The following is an 18,436-nucleotide window of genomic DNA, read 5'->3' as shown; positions in this document are numbered from 1 at the left end:
AATAAGGTTTGTACACAATTAACATGATTACATACTGCTCCAATCAAAATACACGAGTGAAGATAGCTTTTTATTTTATAAAAAAACAATTAAATCATAATTTAAAATTCGCTCCACAGTAAGAAAATTACTGTGGAGCGAAAATTGTATCACCCTTATTTCAAACTACCCGCAATCTCCGTAAAGATAACCCCAAGCGCATGTGCACCTGCATCTGGATAGCCTAAGCTTCTTTCACCAACTGTACCAGCGCGGCCCATACGAGCTACGATTTCTTTCGTATACTCTGCTCCTTTAACCGCTGCTTCTGCTCCTTTTTCAAAGGCATTTTTCATATCTTCTTCGTTTGAAGCGCTATTTAACCAAGAGTCTACACATGGAGCAAGTGCATCAACAAGTGTTTTATCACCAACTACCGCTCCTCTACCGAACGATCTTTCACCGATAGATTGTATGCCTTGAAGTGCCGCTTGCAATATTTCAGCGAACTCTTTAGCTGTTAACTCACGTTTTTCGCCTGCTGCTTTACTAGCTGCGCGGAATGCACCGCCCCAAATTGGACCAGAAGCGCCGCCGCAATGTTCCATAATAATCATTGAACAACCGTCAAGGAATGATCCGATCGTTACATTCTCTTGATCTACAATAGAATGCCACTCACGCTTTAATTGCTTAAATCCTTTTGCAACACTCATTCCGAAGTCTCCGTCACCTGCATGTGTATCTAACTCACAGAACGGTACTTCATTTTTAATAATAATGTCACTCATTTTATCAACGAGATAAATCATGTTATTTAATGTAATGACATTATCTTTAATAACAGCGTGCTCTTCCGCTGTTTCTATTTCGAAGGAAACTTCCTTCTCTTCTACATCTTCAAGCACATTCACGTACTCTACACTTTCAACTGGTCCATCTACTTTAAACGCTGGTGTATTACACTCTTTCGATAACAACGTTTTTAGCTCGTCATCTAACTTCATCACTGTTAAAGACATACCAGCCATATCGATACTCGTCATATAATTACCGACGAATACTCTATTAATTTTAATGTTTCTAGCAGCTAATTCTCTCGTAACTGCGTTATTAAATAGGTAAAGTTCTTGCAGTGGTGTGCCGCCAAAACCATTTACTAGAAGTGCGATTTCCTCACCATCTTTTACTCCTAAATCTTTTATTAAATCATTTGTCATACGGTTAGCTAATTCATCTGCTGACATCGTTTTTTCACGTTTAATACCTGGTTCACCGTGAATACCTACGCCGTATTCCATTTCATCTTCCGCAAGTGTGAAAGTAGGTGATCCGCTCGCTGGTACTGTACAAGAAGTTAACGCTAAACCGATTGTACGCACGTTAGCCGCTGCTTTTTCCGCTACAGCTTTCACCGCTCCTAAATCCATTCCTTCTTCCGCTGCTGCGCCGGCAATTTTATGCACTAAAATAACTCCCGCAACACCGCGGCGTCCTACTGTATACAGGCTATCTTCTACCGCAATATCATCGTCTACTTTTACGTAGTCGACTTCAATTCCATCTTCAGTCGCTAAATGTGCACCGTTTTTGAAATTCATAATATCGCCGCTATAATTTTTAATAATTAATAACGTACCTTTTTTACTAGCTGTTTCTTTAATTGCTTGATAGACCTGAATTTGCGAAGGAGAAGCAAACACATCTCCGCACACTGCCGCATCTAACATTCCTTTTCCGACTAGACCTGCATGCGCTGGCTCATGACCACTACCGCCGCCACTAATTAACGTTACTTTATTTTCGTTCATTTCTTTCTTCTTAATAACTTTATATTTTTTCAAAAGCTCAAGCTCTGGGTGAGCCATAACCATTCCGTTGCACATTTCCATTACTAATGTTTCTGGTTTGTTTATAATCTTTTTCATTGTGATTCTCCCTCAATTCCTTTAATATATTGTGATATATTTGAAATCTTCTTCTTACTACTCATGTTAAAATGAAAGCGTTTTATAGTAAACGGACAAAATGGACAATCTGTCTAAAGACACCGCTCTCATTTATAGATAGGATTTTCATATTACTACATTCTAGGGATGATTAAGATGACCTCTTCTATAATTTCTAAAAAGATAATCGCGAACTCATTGAAACATTTAATGGAAACGGAATCGTTTCATAAAATATCAGTGAGCGATATCATGTTACACTGTCAAATGCGCAGACAAACTTTTTATTATCATTTTAAAGATAAATTTGAACTATTAAGCTGGATTTATAGAGAAGAAACGAAGGAAAATATTATAGACTTTCTCGACTATGAAACATGGGAAAACATTTTCGATTTATTATTTGATTACTTTTATGAAAATCAAAAATTTTACCGAAATGCTTTTAAAGTCATTGAGCAAAACTCGTTTAATCACTATTTATTTGAGCATACGAAAAACTTATATATGAAGATTATTGATGAACTATCGATGAGCTGTAGATTCAGCCTTTCGAATGAGACAAAAAATACGATTGCCTCCTTTTATAGTCACGGCTTCGTTGGAACGATCAAAGATTGGATTGAAAGTAAGTGTGAAGTAGATCCATCCATTATGTCTTCACTCATGAAAAACATGATAAACAATCAATTACTACTTTTACTTGAGCAATCAGCAAAGTAATTAAAGGGTGGCAAAAGCAATGAAAAAGATTATGAATGATGTAGAAAATATTGTTCAAGATATGCTGCATGGCTTTTATTTTGAACATAACGACAAAGTAAATTACGACGAAACAAATAACATCATTTATGTAAAAGATATCGCAGAAATGAAGCAAAACGCTGTCATTATAAGCGGCGGTGGTAGCGGACACGAACCAGCCGATATTGGCTATGTAGGAAAAGGTATGCTTACAGCGGCAGTAAACGGCAGTATCTTCACTCCCCCTACAGTCGAACAAATTGTGGCGGCAACTCGCTTAATACCAAAAGATAAGAGTATTTTATTCATCATTAAAAACTTTAAAGATGACGTAGCAAACTTTCTAGCGGCAGAACAAATCGCCAAAGAAGAAGGAAGACAGGTTGACCACATCATCGTAAATGACGACGTTTCAATTGAAGATGATGCTTCTTTTAACAAAAGAAGACGCGGCGTAGCTGGCACTGTTTTCATTCAAAAAATAGTAGGCGCGGCCGCTGAGAGCGGTCATTCTTTAGAAGAACTAACAGCACTTGGCCAATCTGTCATCAAAAACTTACATACATTAGGAGTCGCCCTTTCACCTGCGAATGACCCAGTACAAGGAAAAGCTTCCTTCACATTAAACGACGATGAAGTCTTTTACGGCGTCGGCATTCATAGCGAAAAAGGTTACCGCAAAGAAGCGCTATCCTCTTCTGAAATATTAGCGATCGAACTTATGAACAAACTAAAAAGCATTTATCGCTGGAGAAAAGGTGACAACTTCGCCATCCTCATTAACGGACTCGGTGCGACACCATTAATGGAACAATACATTTTCGCAAACGATATTCGCCGTTTATGTGAGCTGGAAAGCTTACATGTGAAGTTCGTAAAGGTTGGTACCCTTCTCACTTCTTTAGATATGAAAGGTGTTTCGCTCAGTTTGCTTAAAATAGAAGATTCGGATTGGGTGAAGTGGTTGAAGACGGATGTTGGAGCGAGTGGTTGGTAACAATAAACTAAACATTATGATGATTGAACGTTTAGTAATCAAAAGTACTGACTTATATGGAAGAATGTATAAATCTTAGGTATCTGTAAATAAATCGAAGCATACATACTATTTGCAAGTTATCCACCAGTTTCGAAATGCGGTTATCCAGTCGGAGAAAGGCACTTTAATGTGTCTTTTTTTTATTTTCAAAAGGACCTGCTCAATTATTGCGTAAAAAACATAAAGTAAATTGAATCCGTTAAAATACATGAGTGACCCCTTGTTTTCCCCTCTTATTAAAGGAGGAACTATTATGGGATTTGGTGGTAGTTGTGGCGGCTGTGGATTTTCTGGCGGCTTTGCTTTATTAGTAGTATTGTTTATTTTATTAATCATAGTTGGAGCTTCTTGCTTCTGCTAAACAAACTATCGGAAAAGACACTCTTATATGGGTGTCTTTTCTTTGTAATAAAAAACTCTCCATAAAGGAAAGTTTTTAAGTTTATACATTCAAGTCATCCAAATTAGTTATTTATACAGCACCTTATCACTTTCGGTCTTTAGTGTGACATACAAATAATCCTTCCCCTACACAAAGTTGCTCAACTAACTTTAATTCCTTAGATCCAAAACTTATATAATTAAAACACCCATCACTAATTAATACACCTATTCTTAAATCAGAAAATATTAATATAAGTTTATCAACTTATCACCTTGGTAAAAACTTTAACACATCATCATTAAATTCATTTTCTTACATCAATAGTTAGCTCATCTGTAATCTGCTCAAGATGGAAAAATCTTTTTATATAATGGATATCTGACCACTTTTCTTCCCCACCAATAATAAATAATTCTTGCGCATCATACATAAATGAAAAGCTTGGATAGAAACTGTCAGCCTTTAATCCAATCTCACCAGTATTATTGCTGATAATTTTACAGTCTGCTGAATAACTTAATAACGTATAGAGAGAATCTTGTGCTGATTGGAAGAAACACTTCATAAGTGTGGTTATATCATCACTACTAGTAATGAACACATTAAAAAAGTTCGTATCTCTTTTCTTATTAGTAAAAACTAGCTCAAACGTGAATTTATTCTCTTCTAAAAATCCTTCAATAAAGTCACCGCGCAAATAAGTTTCAAATAACATATACATAGGAAATTTGTTATTTGCACCTATAAATCCTTTAATAATTTCTTCAAATCCTGTATGCTGATCCCAATTCGTTCCCACTCCTATCATAATAGGAGAATTGGAATAGATAGGATAAGGTGATACCCCTTCATCTTTTAACATATACACTCTTTTTCCAGCTGTATGAAGAACTGGTTTAGATTCTTTTAGTAAGTATTGAGATAATTGAACATGTAACACATTTACACCTACCTATCCTGTAATACATAAACTGTATCTATTAAGTTAGAAAAAAGGATGAACCATTCACATTTTACCGTGTTTAAGCGAAGAGAACTAGAATCATTTTATAAATGATATCGTAGCTTACAGGTCTCCAGGATAATAAATGAACATCGCACCTACAAATGAACACATTAAACAAAAAACAGCCTCGTATTTTATGACTAAAGGAGAGTTCGTATCAAGCTTTTTTTCCTCTCTTTTTAATATCATTTTAAATAATGCTGTATATAATACATACCCAACAATCGCCCCGAGGGTATTCGTAAATAAATCATCAATATCTGTAATTCTATTATTTAGTAATTGATTTAACTCAATTGCCAATGAAAAAAAGAATCCCGCACATACGGTGTTTTTCATTTTTCTAAACTGCGGCCAAATAGTAGGTAATAAAAAACCGAACGGCATAAACAGTACAATATTCAAAAGATACGTCGTACTACCTGCCGTATCAAATAGAGTCAAATTAATTTGATTTACACGAATCCACGTTTCATATCGACTTATATCCCATACAGTCGCGATCTGAGTCACCTTATACACTAGCGAAAGATAGAACAGAAAAATATATACCCATAGAAAATGCCGAATAGATACATTTCCTTTCGCTTTAGAATACAATCCAATTTGAAACACTACACAAAAAATAATAGTAAAAAAATAAGTATACAAATAACTCATCAAAACTCCTGTATGCATGTAGAATCCCCTAACTTTACATTTTCATCTATGACTTTGTCGTTTTTAGTATCCTTCTTGATGTAACTCATTTATAGGGTAGGAAAAACTTTTAAAATAAAAAGTGGGGTAAACATAAAAATTTTCTTAAATCTTCAGTTAGGTTTTATTATTACTCTTCTTAGGAATCCGCCATTGATAGCTAGGCAACAACATGCTTAAACCTAACAATATTATCATTTTTGCACGTAATCCTCGTAGTACTTTAACCGATGAAGCATATATAAAATCATGTGAATCGTTTGTTCAGTTAAAACATGAAATTAAGAAATATATGACGTACTATAATCACTCTTGCTATCAATAGAATTTAAAGAAGATGACTCCTGTTTGCATACAGAAATCATCTTTTTTAGGTTGCCTAACTTTTTTTAGAATGTCCTTTACAAAGGGTACAGATTAAGAGCACCTCATTCCTATTTAAGGGGATCACATATACCTTCTCCCCTTAAAATCACCAAAACCCATTTACAAATCTATAAAAGTAGATATAATATCCTTATGGAACCTTTATTAATTTATAAAGCATTGTCAAATGAAACAAGATGTCAAATTTTATCATGGTTGAAAAATCCAGAAAACCATTTCGATGAAAAACCTTATCTAGAGCAAGGCCTTAGCTTTCAAGTTGGAGTGTGCGTAGGAGATATCCAGCTTAAAACTGGCTTAGCCCAATCGGTTATTTCTAGTTATTTATTAACTATGAAAAAAGCAGGCTTGCTACAATCTGACCGAATTGGAAAATGGACATACTATCGCCGAAATGAAAAAACAATACGAGAGTTTTCTGAATACGTTCAAAACGAATTATAAAATGAAAGCTAATAATCAATCTGCATATCAATTGATTATTAGCTTTCACACATTCTGCTTTTTTACAGGTATCCAATTACTTTTTATAAGATTGCACTACCTATAAAAGCAAGAAACATAGAAAGGAGAAATTTTTTAAATATATCGTATCTAGTTATTTAGATATCTGTTATTGTATTTAAAATTACATAGTACCGATAAAATTGGCATCCAATCATGTTTGTAATAATGCTTCTTTTTTAATGAATTTACTTTCAAAATACTGATACGAATGGAGAGTTTTATAAATGAAAAAAGTAAATCCTTTACTTATTCTGACACTCGCAATAGGTGTGTTCGGAATTATTACTACCGAGATGGGGATTGTCGGCGTATTACCACAAATCACTCAAAAATTTGGAATTTCAACTACACAAGCTGGATTTTTAGTAAGTATATTTGCACTAGTTGTTGCTATTTCTGGTCCGTTTTTAATTCTGCTCGTCTCTAGTATTAATCGCAAAATAATTTTATTATCAGCAATTTTTGCATTTGTTATTTCAAATATAATCTACGCTTATACAACACAATTTGAAATCATGCTTATTTTTCGTATTTTACCGGCAGCGCTTCATCCACTCTTCTTTTCAATCGCTCTTGTAACAGCTGCTAAACTTGTCCCTCCAGAAAAGAGCGGTCAAGCAGTTACAAAAGTTTTCATGGGAATTACTGTTGGCTTTGCTCTAGGTGTACCACTAACCTCTTACCTTGCAGACCAATTTTCACTCGAAATTGCTTTCTTATTCGGAGCGCTTGTTAACACTCTTGCATTCATTGGAATACTAATCCTACTTCCTTCTATGCCTGTTAAAGAAAAAATGTCTTTCGGCAAACAAATTCGTATACTCGGCAAACCAGGATTATGGTTAAATATTTTAACCGTCACATTCCTTTTTGCAGCCATGTTTTCCGTATACAGCTACTTCGCTGAATACCTTGCAAAAATAACTTCCATGAATGGATCTCTCATCAGTATCATGCTATTCATATTTGGTATAGTTATGATTTTAGGTAATCATTTATTTGGTAGTCTCCTGCAAAAAAGTATAGTAAATACAGTAATATTATTCCCTATCCTATACTCTATTGTTTACATATTGGTTTATTATTTAGGTTCCTACCTTGTTCCAATGATTTTTATCGTATTCATTTGGGGAATCGTACATGCTGGTGGATTAATTGTTGGTCAAACATGGTTAATAAGCGAAGCAAAAGAAGCGCCTGAATTCGGTAATAGCCTATTCGTTTCATTCTCAAATCTCGGAATTACTTTAGGAACAACTATTGGAGGCTGGTTCATTTCAAACTTAGGTATTCACCAGCTTATTTGGAGCGGATTCATATTCACACTACTCTCATTTCTATTAATTATAATAAAACTAAAATTTTTCAATTCTAATAGCCAAGCTTCATTATCAAGCTAGTACATTTTCAGTTTCAAATTTTATAAACTAAAAAGTATAATGATCAAAGCCTTTAGCCATAATTACGACTAAAGGCTTTTTTGTATGAAAGAATAAACAACTATAAATCTAAAAGGAGCTAGTTTTATGGAACATAATCAAAATGGAGTACTTGCTTTAATTGTTTTGTTTTTAGGATTAGTGTTTTTCGTTAGTGGAATGGTTTATCATTTATGGGGTTCTTATTAATTTCAACTTTTAGAAAGATAAATAATTCAAAAACTAAAACGTGTATTGTAATTATCGATATGGAATATTTCCAAAAACAAATTAACATGGTAAAATAATATTTGGACGGGAGTCCAATATTATTAAAATTAAGATGGTTCAAGTCGGAGAAAGGCACCTTAGGGTGTCTTTTCTTTATTTTCAAAAGGACCTGCTCAATTATTGCGTAAAAAACATAAAGTAAATTGAATCCGTTAAAATACATGAGTGACCCCTTGTTTCCCCTCTTATTAAAGGAGGAACTATTATGGGATTTGGTGGTAGTTGTAGTAGTTGTGGCGGCGGCTTTGCTTTACTAGTTGTATTGTTTATTTTATTGATCATTGTTGGAGCTTCTTGCTTCTGCTAAAAAACTATCGGAAAAGACACTCTTATATGGGTGTCTTTTCTTTGTAATAAAAAGCTCTCTATAAAGGAAGGTTTTTAGGTTTTTAGGTTTTTAGGTTTTTAGGTTTTTACATTCAAATCATTCAAATTAGTTATTTACACAGCTCTTTATTCCTCCACATCTCTCATACTGTAATACCCTAAATTAATAATAATTAAGAAATACCCACCCATAATTCCAGCAGCAAATGTCCACATGAAATCATGGTGTTCAATTTCATACATAATAATCGCACCGAGTATCGCTGCTGCAAACCGATTCATCATTCCAAGCATCGGTGCTTTTTCTTTTTTTACAATGCTATCTCCGAACTTTTCAATACGCCTCCCTAAAATCCATACGCAGTACATACTAACTAAAAGGCCGATGCTTATCCCTACAAACTGGGCTCGAAAAGGTATCATCAACCATCCCAGTAACATCACGCCTAGCAAACAATATATTTGTATGTTAAATGATCTTAGTGCCATACGAATCATGTTACGCTCCTTATCTTTCTCATTATATTTCCGTATCATCAATCCCATCTTTCGGACTTCAAGCTTTCCGATATATCTTTTTTAAAATGAGGGAATTTTATTTTACTCACCATTAAATAAGCGAGTATGCATGTGCCAAACGCCACGGAAACTGGATTATTCAAAAAGCATAAAATGAGAAGACACATTGCCGCAAATGGAATGGGCATTCCGATAAATGTCGGAAGTTTGCTTTGTTGCGTGTTAAATCTCGCAAGTCGAAGCATGCCACAAACACTGTAAGCAAGCGCACATAACATCCCGATGGACTGCAAATCTTTTAAAGCGACACTATATGCAAGAATAGACGGTGCTACACCAAAAGTAACTAAATCCGCAAATGAGTCTAACTCTCCACCTATTTCCGAAACAGCATCAAGTTTCCGAGCGACCATGCCATCAAAAAAATCAAATAACATTCCTGTAATAATAAAAACTGCTCCCAAATACATATCGTGAACGAAAACAGCATAAATAGCCAAAAGCCCACATACAAAATTTGCTATCGTGATCATATTTGGTATGTAACTCATAACAGGATTTTCCTCCTTTCTAATAATCCCTTCATGTAGACTTTCTTACTCATTAGAATCAATAGCCTTCTGTTTTTCTTCCAATATAACTTTATTTATTTTCGTTAACGTATCAGTCATTTGCTCTAAAGCATTTATATCGATTTTAGAAAAGTATTTCTCAATTAATACGTCATCTAACTCAGACAACCGCTCTATATACTTACTACCGTTTGAACCAAGTGTAAGGAAATACTCCCGTTTATTATTAGGGTTTACTTGTTTTGAAATCATCTTCTGTTTTTCCAATTTCGATAAAACTTGGCTCACAGCACTTTTCGATATATTAAAAGTACTCGCAATGTTATTTGCTGTCGTGTTTTCATTTAAATTGATATAAAATAGCATGCTCTCTTGCTGCCCTGTAAGACCGAACTCATCCTTTAACTCCTGAAATAGTAAAATGTAGAAGTCATTGTAGGCTCGATTCATTTCATTAATTACTTCTTTATACGATCTAGTCATAGCATTCTTCCTCCAGTCATGCTGTTATTTCGTTTCGTAATATAGTTTAGTTAACTTAACTAAACTATATTATACCTTTATGTTCGTGTAAAGGGAAATATAGCTCCATACTTTTCTACACAATTTGTGTAAATTATGAAATAAGGTATGCTCATTTACCTTGTCTACTGCTTTTAATGGATCAAATCCCAACATAATATACAACATCTCGCATTCCAAATAACAAAACGTACCCATTATTTAAATTCCATATAGACCCATTACTGGTTAAAATGTTATAATCAAACCATCTTACATAGTTACTCATGTTCAGGATGAGTAACTAACGTCTTATTAAGTAATGCGCATAACTTAAATAAACAAGACACTGCAAAGTGTCTTGTTTATTTGTATTGATTTTCCTTTTTATTCCAAAATAAATATAATAAAATGTAACATTTAATACATATAAAGAAAAGTATAGATTTATTAAATCATTATGGCACCCATGAAAGTACTTTTATTTCGGAGGAACAAACTATGAACAAAAAGTTAGTAACATCATTATTATGTAGCACATTCTTATTTGGATTATCAGCTTGCAGTTCACATGATACATCTAGCAGTAACACGAAAAACGAACAGGAGACTTCTAAAGAAACAAAAAATGATGGACTTAGCAACAAAGATCCTCAAAAAGAACTTCCCACCCAGGGAGATTCTTCTGATGTATACATATCAATACGCTCTGCCGATTCATTAGATGTTCCGAAAAATACGCAAGGATTAACGTTAAAAATTAATGGAGATATGCTGGGTGAAGGGATCGAGTTAAAGGTGGAATAGTCAAAGAAAATACAAACCACCTATCACAACTTATACTAACATAACAAAAAGTACAGCCTCTGTATTAACTACAGTAGACTGTACTTTTTCATTTATGATTTTGTATAACTCACTATAATAGGATTCCTTAGTTCTTTTGAGAAGATGCTCTCCAATCACGAAAAGATGTTGGAAACCCAGAATGTCCACGTTGCTTTGTAACAACTGGTTTCTCTTGAAGAGTAGTTGATTTCTCTTCAAGAATAGTTGGTTTTTCTTCAAGAATACTCAAAGCTGTTTGCATTTTCTCCAGCTGTTCTTTTAAAGCTTGCTGCTCAATCTTTAAATCCGTAAGTAAACGTAATATCATCTCAGAATTAGCCATAACGATCTCCTTTCCCCCAATGCACAGAATAAAATACCATATGTAATAAGCGGAATACTCGTGACAAAAATAAGTTCGGCAACTCTTTTAAAATACCGAGTACTTTTATTTTTTCAAAAGGACCTGCTCAAGTTTATCCGTAAAAACATAAAGTGATATAAATCCATTAATATATGGACTTTATGGAAGGAGGAGTTAATATGGGCTATGGTGGTAGTTGTGGAGGCTATGGTGGTAGTTGTGGTGGAGGCTGTGGTTTTGGCGGTGGATTCGCCTTACTTGTTGTGCTCTTTATCTTATTAATCATCGTTGGAGCTAGCTGTTGGGGCGGCGGATTCGGCTGCTAATAAGAGGCACTCTTGAGAGTGTCTTTTTTTTGTGTTTTTTGATGTATAGCTCCTATCTTCTGTAGAATGTGGAACAGACGGATAAGAACCTTTCGTATTTTCCCACCTAAATACGGCATTGAATATAATTGATAATTATAAAAATTCATTCTATTTATCTGGTTAATTTTTCTATATTTGCTATAATTATTTTATATAAATAAATTGGAGGTGAAAAAATAATGATACTATTATTACCTATACTGTTATTATTCTTATTAATAATCCTTGTTAAAATTTCTAAAATGGTTAGTAGAACCGTAGCTGTTTTAGTTGATTTTTTATTTTTAGGAGGATTCACTGCTTATTCATTGCATAAAACTGTATCGGTAAAAATAGCCAGTGGGTACGCCATTTATTTTTGGGATATTCTATTTTTTATCGTTTCCTGTGTCCTATATTACATTGTTTTAAATTATCTAGTTATTAACTTTCCTAGACTAGCCGCATTAATTAATTACATTATTTCTTGGATTGGAACATTTTTAGTATATACAACAATCTGTATTATCTTGATAGGAAATTTACCGCAGTTATTAAATAATAAGTTTTTCAGTGAGCTTACTAATATTGTTATTATTTCTATACTTGCATTCATAACATTCAATATTAGAAAAACTATGTTTGCCAACAAAGAGAGAAATGAAGAAATTTATTAGTTTATTATTAAGTACATATCATAGTGCGGTAATAAAAAAGGCATACAAAGGTGCCTTTTTTATTTATTTGAATTGAATTAATCCATAACCTTCCTATGTACTTGGAACTCCTAGTCTTTGAGAATAAACAATTAAATAGAATTTCACCAGATAATGAAGTATTTCTATTTCTTATTTACCTATAAGCGCTATTCCCCCTATCGCATAAGATGCCTCCATAGATGTACATTCAATAAACCCCATACCAAATTCTGTCGTAAGCTTCATTTTAAATATCCTCCCCTTCCTTTATTTCATTCTCATTTATGCTTTCCTCGTAACACGTTTTCTTAAACCTTTTCAGTACATGTAACATTAAAATTGACATAGCACTTCATGCACCATATACTGTTAACAACAGTATACTGTCATTAACAGTATATATTCTAGGAGGTATACTTATGAAGCATACAGGAAGACATACAGGTGCATTTCTTTTGTTATTTTTAGCAGAAGGCGATAACTATGGCGGGCAGCTACTTCAGAAATGTGACGAAGAACTTCCGGTCAATCCAATCGATAGTGCCATCCTTTACCGCACGCTGAAGAAATTAGAAAACGAAGGTGCGATTGAATCTTATGTAAGTACATCCGTTCCAGATAAGCCGAGAAAGATGTACAAAATTACTATAGCCGGAAAAGAACAATTAGCGGATTTTCAAATGGATATTGAGGAAAAAATGAAAAACTTATCATTTTTCTTAGACAAATATAAAGACTTAAAGGAATCTAATCATGATTAATGGTGCTATCCTTTACACTTTGGCCATTATTCTTACGGGGATTTCTTTTATGAAGGATCGGAATAAAACGAAAGCTGCCCTATTAAAATCATGGAAAATATTTCAAAACCTCCTCCCTGCCATGCTCTCCATTATGCTTTTCGTTGGACTATCACTTTCTATCTTAACGCCGTCCTTCATCTCTTCCATCATTGGAGAACAGTCTGGATTTTTAGGTATTATTTATTCAGCACTACTCGGATCTGTGGCACTTATCCCAAGCTTTATCGTGTTCCCACTTGGTAATACGTTAGTACAGCACGGCGCAGGTCTTCCTCAAGTTGCGGCACTCATGTCTACACTAATGTCAGTAGGAATTACAACCTTGCCTATGGAACAAAAGATATTCGGACGAAGCTTTGCTTACGCTCGTAATGCATCTGCATTACTCATGTCACTCTTATTCTCATATATCATTTGGGTGGTGATGGTATGAATGAACTAAAAAGATATCGCTTCTTTTTCATTTTGCTGATTGGACTTATCATACTAACTTTTATAAACCAATCTTTAGGATGGAGCGCATTACAATTAACGGGGAATAGCATTTTAGATATGTTGTTTCTACTCCCCCCTGTCCTAGTATTTGTAGGGTTACTTGATCAGTGGGTGAAGAAAGAAACGCTAATGAAATACATGGGAGAAAAGTCCGGCATATATGGAATATTATTCTCTCTATTATTAGGCGGTATTGCAGCTGGTCCCCTCTATGTTGCCTTTCCGATTGCAGCACTACTATTAAAAAAAGGCGCCAGCATTAGGTACATCGTATTTTTCTTAGGCGTTTGGACAACTGCGAAATTACCGATTATGGTATATGAATTTTCTTCATTCGGAGCTACCTTCACGCTCATTCACATTTGCTTCGGACTATTGTTCTTCTACGTAATGGGCATTATTTTCGAGAAATTTTACGATCAAAAGCAATTGCTGCAGTATGATATTACGAAAGAAATGTAAAAAGACATCTTTAATCATAAAGATGTCTTTTTACTATGAACCTTAATTCTCGTTCTGTAAAACCCTCGCTGCCTTTACTCCCTTTTTCTCTTCTTTTAAGAACAACGATACGATAAAAGCAATAACGATAAAGATTAATCCAAGTGTAAATGCGCCTTGGAATCCAGATGTTAAACCGTTTAACTTCTCTACTGGGTCCATTGGATTTGCTGAGCTTTCCATATACTTAGTTGTTCCTGAAGACATTTTCGAAATAAAGATAGCTGTACCAATTGCGCCAGCTACTTGCTGTAACGTATTAAACAGTGCTGTTCCGTGCGGATATAAATCTGGTGTTAATTGATTTAATCCATATGTTTGTGCTGTCATTACGAACATGAGTCCAACCATTAATACGCTATGCATGACAATAATTTGTACCATTGATGTGTCAGGAGTAATGCCTTTAAATAAGAACATTGCAATACCTACTAACACAATACCGGGAACGATAACAACTTTCGGGCTAAATTTATCAAATAGTTTACCTGCGATTGGTCCCATTATGGCGCTAATAATACTTCCCGGAAGCATTATTAGTCCTGATTTAAATGCTGTAACGAGTAAAACTGTTTGCAGGAACATCGGTAATAAAGTCATCGTTGAAAATAACGACATCATCACAATGACGATTAATCCAACTGATATTGTAAACATCGGAACTTTAAATGCTCGTAATTCTAAAATTGGATTCTCAATTTTCAATTGTCGAACGACAAAAATACATAATGATATAAGCCCAACAATTAAGGCACCATACACTTTCGCATCGGACCATCCTAAATCACCTGATGCGCTAAAGCTATACACAAGCCCACCAAATCCTAATGTTGATAAAAGAATTGATGGATAATCTACTTTTGGCCTTGTTAACTCTGTAACATTTTGGATGTACTTCATTCCAATTACAATTGAAATGATCACGATAGGAATAACAATGTAGAATAACCAGCGCCAATTTAATGAATCAACAATTACTCCTGATAATGTAGGACCAATTGCTGGAGCTGCCATCATCACAAGTGCGATTAACCCCATCGTGGCACCACGTTTTTCAGGCGGGCAAATAATTAAAATCGTATTCATTAATAACGGTGAAATTAACCCCGTCGCTACTGCTTGGACGATACGACCGACTAATAAAACGGAAAATGTCGGTGCAAATCCCGCAATTAATGTACCGACTAAAAACGTTACCATAGCGATCAAAAACATTTGTCTCGTTGTGAGCCATTGCTGAAGTAACGCTGTAATCGGGACTAAAACCCCAACCACCAACATGTAAGCTGTAGAAAGCCATTGAATAGTTGAAGCTGTTACGTCAAATTCTTTCATTAATACAGTTAACGCATTACCAAGTAATGTTTCGTTTAATAATGCAACCATTGCCCCTAAAAGTAATGCAATTAAAATCGGGGTATGTTTCATATTAGAAGTATCAACTTTGCCACTTGCAGGGCTCTTAGTTGTTATATTCATTTACAAATTCTCCTCCTGTTTCTTACTTAAAAAGCTTTAAATACACCGGAACACATGTAATATAATATACATATGTAGATTAAAAAGGGAGAATCAATTTTCAGCCATTGTATATTTAATCTACAAAAAAGGAGAATTGTAGATGAATGATAATGAAAAACAGCTTGATTTACGTATTAGACGTACACATAAATTATTGTGGGATTCCTTATTTGAATTAATGACGCAATCAAAACAGAAATATAGTACTATCACGATTAACCAAATTTGTGATCGCGCAATGGTACACCGAACAACCTTTTATAAACATTTTGAAGATAAAGATGCTTTATTAGCATTTGGATTTAAACGCTATGGCAAGATGATTGCTGAAATACCGGTTTCAGATCGATTAAGTAAACCATTTCAAGTAATGGAACAATTTCTACACCATGAAGAAATCGGTAAAATATTAGAGACACAAATGTCTGATGAACAATTTATTAGCCGGACACAGTATTTAAGTCACGAAACAAGAAAACAAGAAATAGAAGCGTTAAATCAACTGTGTAAAAATCATACGATGCCAAATGATTTAACCATTGAATTTTATTCAGGGGCAATCACCTCATTAAGTGCGTGGTGGTTTAAAAATGAAAGAAGCGTTTCTGCTGCTGAAATGGACCAATATCTTCACCAACTTATTAACCGGGATATTTTTCAGTTTGAAAAGGAATAGTATTACACCTTTTCAATCATGTAATCAAATTGACCATAAAATAAGAATATGATATATTTTCGGTAGAATACTATATAAGTGTGACATCGAATGAAATTGCGTATAATAAAAGAAGAGATGCGCTAACATCTCTTCCCTAACTGCTACCGCCTAGGGTGGTGGTTATTATAAGTTATTTCTTTTTGCGGAACCCACCCTTTTGCTTGTGACGGCGCTGAGTGGGTTTTTTGTTGTCCTTATCCAGAAGTTGCTTCCGCAAAAAATACGCTAAAACTTCACGTACAGTCGCTTTGACAAATTCTTTTACAAGCTCAAACAAAAACTCCATATTATCACCTCCTTTCCTTCCGAATAGAAAGAAGGGATAACCATCCACCCTCACAATATGCAGTTAACTTTATTCTATCAAATGATTGTAAAGATATTATGTAAACAAAATAAATGAAATTTTACATATAAAAAAGCCCTATGAAAATGGGCTTTTTGCATACTATTTATTCTCTTTTAACTTCTCTAACTCCCGCTTCACTTCTTCTTGTAAATTTTGATCTAGCACTTCTTGTTGATTCGGAGACTTCAAATTATAAAAATAGTTACTAGCAGCTGTTTCTGCTTCTAGTTTTTGCACATACGATTCAATGCGCGCAAAGCCTTTCGCTGTACTTTCTGTATGGAACGAATCAATTGCTCTGTTGCTTTCTTTGATCGCTTGCGCTGCATTTAACCGTGAAACAAGAACTAGTTCTTTATATTGCAACTCTCCATATTTCTTTTGCAATTTGTCAATTTGTTCATAAAGCGTCGCTGTTTGCTCTTTTGTTATTTCGTACTGCTTACGATATAGTTCCGCTTTTTTCTCATTTACAATCTTTTCTTGCAGGGCTAACTGCGCCATTTGATCTTCTTCGCGTGATACGGCAAGCTCAGCTTGACGAGTTCTCTTCGCAATAAGACTATCCGTTTCTGAAATTAATGCTTCATATTTCTTTTCTAAATAATATTGATGAGAAAGTGCTTTTTCAGCCTTCGTAATTTGCTGTTCTGTTTCGCGAAGATATTGCTTCAACATGCTAACAGGTTTTTCTATCTTATCTAACGTTTGGTGCACATCCGCCACTACAATATTTTTAATACGTTTTAAAATACCCATTATTACTTCTCCTCCTTACGAATATTGCGTTCCCATTGATCTAAAATATCTACTTGTTTTTGTACTTGAAAGTCGCTGTATACATCTATATCAGTTGCCATTCTTTTTTCTTTTAATTTTTTATATGCCCAAACAATCATTGCAACTAATGCAATCATCGGAAGGGCTGGTAATAAACCAATAACTAGGAGCAATATGCCTGTCCATTTTTTAATCGCATTCCCTTCAGACTTACGAATCATAAACCAGCCGAAAAGAACAAATCCAAACGCTAACAGGAATGGTATAAAGAATAAACCTTCAAACTCTTTTTCATGGTGTTTTTCATGATGCTGATTTCGCTCAAAGTTATTAAACTTTTCTTTTTGTGTAACGAAAGCTTCTCTTTCTTTATCGTGAGAAACAGTATATGCCGCTTGCTTATGCTTCTCATGGTCCCACCTTTCAAACTTCATACTATGTAATCCAAACAATAGTAATGCCAGAAGTAATGGAAGGATCAAAACCCATTTTAACCAACGCCATTTTTTACGTTTATTCTTTTTCATCTGTTCACCACCATCTATCATTCGTTTTGAGATAAGTAAAAAATGTATTACCTCCCTTTACCTTTGATACATATGAGTGTAAAACTTAGACGTGAGAAGAGGATGAAAGAAACATGATGAATATATGAGAAACATCTAAAATTTTTCTCATAATTATTCCAAAACGAAAGAACCCAACTTCT

General features: G+C 34.4%; 24 protein-coding genes and 1 pseudogene. 14 read left to right on the top strand and 11 right to left on the bottom strand.

What is annotated here, in order from left to right; all coding sequences use genetic code 11:
* Positions 1-155 precede the first annotated feature (155 nt).
* Positions 156-1,907: a dihydroxyacetone kinase subunit DhaK gene (dhaK, locus tag MR066_RS18850; RefSeq protein WP_242248170.1), complete on the bottom strand. Its 1,752-nt coding sequence runs from the start codon at positions 1,905-1,907 to the stop codon at positions 156-158.
* A gap of 177 nt (positions 1,908-2,084) precedes the next feature.
* Here dhaK and dhaS point away from each other — a divergent pair, with 177 nt between their 5' ends.
* The 3 genes from dhaS (at position 2,085) to MR066_RS18835 (ending at position 4,072) form a co-directional block, all read left to right on the top strand.
* Positions 2,085-2,651 (top strand): dihydroxyacetone kinase transcriptional activator DhaS, encoded by a 567-nt coding sequence (dhaS, locus tag MR066_RS18845; RefSeq protein ID WP_212089433.1) that lies wholly within the window; start codon positions 2,085-2,087, stop codon positions 2,649-2,651.
* A gap of 19 nt (positions 2,652-2,670) precedes the next feature.
* A complete protein-coding gene (gene dhaQ, locus MR066_RS18840; RefSeq protein WP_242248169.1) occupies positions 2,671-3,669 on the top strand; it encodes a DhaKLM operon coactivator DhaQ in 999 nt (332 codons plus the stop codon).
* 295 nt (positions 3,670-3,964) lie between these two features.
* Entirely contained in the window at positions 3,965-4,072 is a 108-nt protein-coding gene (locus MR066_RS18835; RefSeq protein WP_000505673.1) for a YjcZ family sporulation protein, read from the top strand.
* Between the two features lie 328 nt (positions 4,073-4,400).
* Here MR066_RS18835 and MR066_RS18830 read toward each other — a convergent pair whose 3' ends face one another.
* Complete coding sequence (locus MR066_RS18830) at positions 4,401-5,036, bottom strand: hypothetical protein (RefSeq protein WP_242248167.1); 636 nt, start codon at positions 5,034-5,036, stop codon at positions 4,401-4,403.
* Between the two features lie 126 nt (positions 5,037-5,162).
* Positions 5,163-5,780, bottom strand: a complete 618-nt coding sequence (locus MR066_RS18825) for a VanZ family protein (RefSeq protein ID WP_242248165.1) — start codon at positions 5,778-5,780, stop codon at positions 5,163-5,165.
* A 244-nt stretch (positions 5,781-6,024) separates the two neighbouring features.
* Here MR066_RS18825 and MR066_RS18820 point away from each other — a divergent pair.
* The 4 genes and pseudogenes from MR066_RS18820 to MR066_RS18805 all read left to right on the top strand — a co-directional run.
* Positions 6,025-6,126: pseudogene (locus MR066_RS18820) on the top strand (TetR family transcriptional regulator); the annotation flags it as partial.
* A gap of 194 nt (positions 6,127-6,320) precedes the next feature.
* The gene (locus MR066_RS18815; RefSeq protein WP_000433541.1) at positions 6,321-6,632 is read left to right on the top strand and encodes an ArsR/SmtB family transcription factor; all 312 of its coding nucleotides are present in this window, start codon (positions 6,321-6,323) and stop codon (positions 6,630-6,632) included.
* 287 nt (positions 6,633-6,919) lie between these two features.
* The gene (locus tag MR066_RS18810) at positions 6,920-8,095 is read left to right on the top strand and encodes an MFS transporter (RefSeq protein WP_242248163.1); all 1,176 of its coding nucleotides are present in this window, start codon (positions 6,920-6,922) and stop codon (positions 8,093-8,095) included.
* 514 nt (positions 8,096-8,609) lie between these two features.
* Positions 8,610-8,711 carry a YjcZ family sporulation protein gene (locus MR066_RS18805; RefSeq protein WP_000505688.1) on the top strand — a complete coding sequence of 34 codons (102 nt, stop codon included), beginning with the start codon at positions 8,610-8,612 and terminating at the stop codon, positions 8,709-8,711.
* Positions 8,712-8,857: 146 nt separating this feature from the next.
* Here the strand turns inward: MR066_RS18805 and MR066_RS18800 are convergent, their stop codons facing one another.
* From MR066_RS18800 to MR066_RS18790, 3 genes are read right to left on the bottom strand one after another with little or no spacing between them, the layout of a single operon-like run.
* Positions 8,858-9,229: an ATP synthase subunit I gene (locus MR066_RS18800; RefSeq protein WP_242248219.1), complete on the bottom strand. Its 372-nt coding sequence runs from the start codon at positions 9,227-9,229 to the stop codon at positions 8,858-8,860.
* Positions 9,230-9,267: 38 nt separating this feature from the next.
* On the bottom strand, positions 9,268-9,801 hold the full coding sequence (pssA, locus tag MR066_RS18795) for a CDP-diacylglycerol--serine O-phosphatidyltransferase (RefSeq protein ID WP_002125668.1): 534 nt from the start codon (positions 9,799-9,801) through the stop codon (positions 9,268-9,270).
* A 45-nt stretch (positions 9,802-9,846) separates the two neighbouring features.
* Entirely contained in the window at positions 9,847-10,305 is a 459-nt protein-coding gene (locus MR066_RS18790) for a MarR family winged helix-turn-helix transcriptional regulator (RefSeq protein ID WP_242248161.1), read from the bottom strand.
* A gap of 519 nt (positions 10,306-10,824) precedes the next feature.
* On the opposite strand from MR066_RS18790, the gene MR066_RS18785 reads away from it, so the two are divergent.
* Positions 10,825-11,130 carry a hypothetical protein gene (locus MR066_RS18785; RefSeq protein WP_242248160.1) on the top strand — a complete coding sequence of 102 codons (306 nt, stop codon included), beginning with the start codon at positions 10,825-10,827 and terminating at the stop codon, positions 11,128-11,130.
* Between the two features lie 127 nt (positions 11,131-11,257).
* Here the strand turns inward: MR066_RS18785 and MR066_RS18780 are convergent, their stop codons facing one another.
* On the bottom strand, positions 11,258-11,494 hold the full coding sequence (locus MR066_RS18780) for a hypothetical protein (protein WP_002087264.1): 237 nt from the start codon (positions 11,492-11,494) through the stop codon (positions 11,258-11,260).
* A 200-nt stretch (positions 11,495-11,694) separates the two neighbouring features.
* Here MR066_RS18780 and MR066_RS18775 point away from each other — a divergent pair, with 200 nt between their 5' ends.
* The 5 genes from MR066_RS18775 (at position 11,695) to MR066_RS18755 (ending at position 14,320) form a co-directional block, all read left to right on the top strand.
* On the top strand, positions 11,695-11,841 hold the full coding sequence (locus MR066_RS18775; protein ID WP_000540380.1) for a YjcZ family sporulation protein: 147 nt from the start codon (positions 11,695-11,697) through the stop codon (positions 11,839-11,841).
* A gap of 221 nt (positions 11,842-12,062) precedes the next feature.
* Complete coding sequence (locus MR066_RS18770; protein ID WP_048545501.1) at positions 12,063-12,539, top strand: hypothetical protein; 477 nt, start codon at positions 12,063-12,065, stop codon at positions 12,537-12,539.
* A gap of 440 nt (positions 12,540-12,979) precedes the next feature.
* Positions 12,980-13,321 (top strand): PadR family transcriptional regulator, encoded by a 342-nt coding sequence (locus tag MR066_RS18765; protein ID WP_242248159.1) that lies wholly within the window; start codon positions 12,980-12,982, stop codon positions 13,319-13,321.
* Entirely contained in the window at positions 13,314-13,796 is a 483-nt protein-coding gene (locus tag MR066_RS18760; RefSeq protein WP_002140612.1) for a hypothetical protein, read from the top strand. Before MR066_RS18765 ends, MR066_RS18760 begins: the two co-directional genes overlap by 8 nt.
* Positions 13,793-14,320, top strand: coding sequence for a permease (locus tag MR066_RS18755; protein WP_199692836.1), 528 nt, complete (start codon positions 13,793-13,795; stop codon positions 14,318-14,320). Before MR066_RS18760 ends, MR066_RS18755 begins: the two co-directional genes overlap by 4 nt.
* Before the next feature lie 42 nt (positions 14,321-14,362).
* Here MR066_RS18755 and MR066_RS18750 read toward each other — a convergent pair whose 3' ends face one another.
* A complete protein-coding gene (locus tag MR066_RS18750) occupies positions 14,363-15,838 on the bottom strand; it encodes an MDR family MFS transporter (protein ID WP_242248158.1) in 1,476 nt (491 codons plus the stop codon).
* 142 nt (positions 15,839-15,980) lie between these two features.
* On the opposite strand from MR066_RS18750, the gene MR066_RS18745 reads away from it, so the two are divergent.
* Positions 15,981-16,556, top strand: a complete 576-nt coding sequence (locus tag MR066_RS18745; protein WP_242248157.1) for a TetR/AcrR family transcriptional regulator — start codon at positions 15,981-15,983, stop codon at positions 16,554-16,556.
* 172 nt (positions 16,557-16,728) lie between these two features.
* Here the strand turns inward: MR066_RS18745 and MR066_RS18740 are convergent, their stop codons facing one another.
* The 3 genes from MR066_RS18740 to MR066_RS18730 form a co-directional block, all read right to left on the bottom strand.
* Positions 16,729-16,884, bottom strand: a complete 156-nt coding sequence (locus MR066_RS18740) for a hypothetical protein (protein ID WP_002064058.1) — start codon at positions 16,882-16,884, stop codon at positions 16,729-16,731.
* Between the two features lie 162 nt (positions 16,885-17,046).
* Entirely contained in the window at positions 17,047-17,706 is a 660-nt protein-coding gene (locus MR066_RS18735; protein ID WP_242248156.1) for a PspA/IM30 family protein, read from the bottom strand.
* A 2-nt stretch (positions 17,707-17,708) separates the two neighbouring features.
* Entirely contained in the window at positions 17,709-18,254 is a 546-nt protein-coding gene (locus MR066_RS18730; protein WP_242248155.1) for a hypothetical protein, read from the bottom strand.
* Positions 18,255-18,436 lie beyond the last annotated feature (182 nt).

This window comes from Bacillus cereus group sp. BfR-BA-01523 (assembly GCF_022662615.1).
GTDB lineage: Bacteria > Bacillota > Bacilli > Bacillales > Bacillaceae_G > Bacillus_A > Bacillus_A mycoides.
The sequence above is the reverse complement of the archived record's forward strand: the minus strand, read 5'-3'. Positions and strand labels throughout refer to the sequence as shown.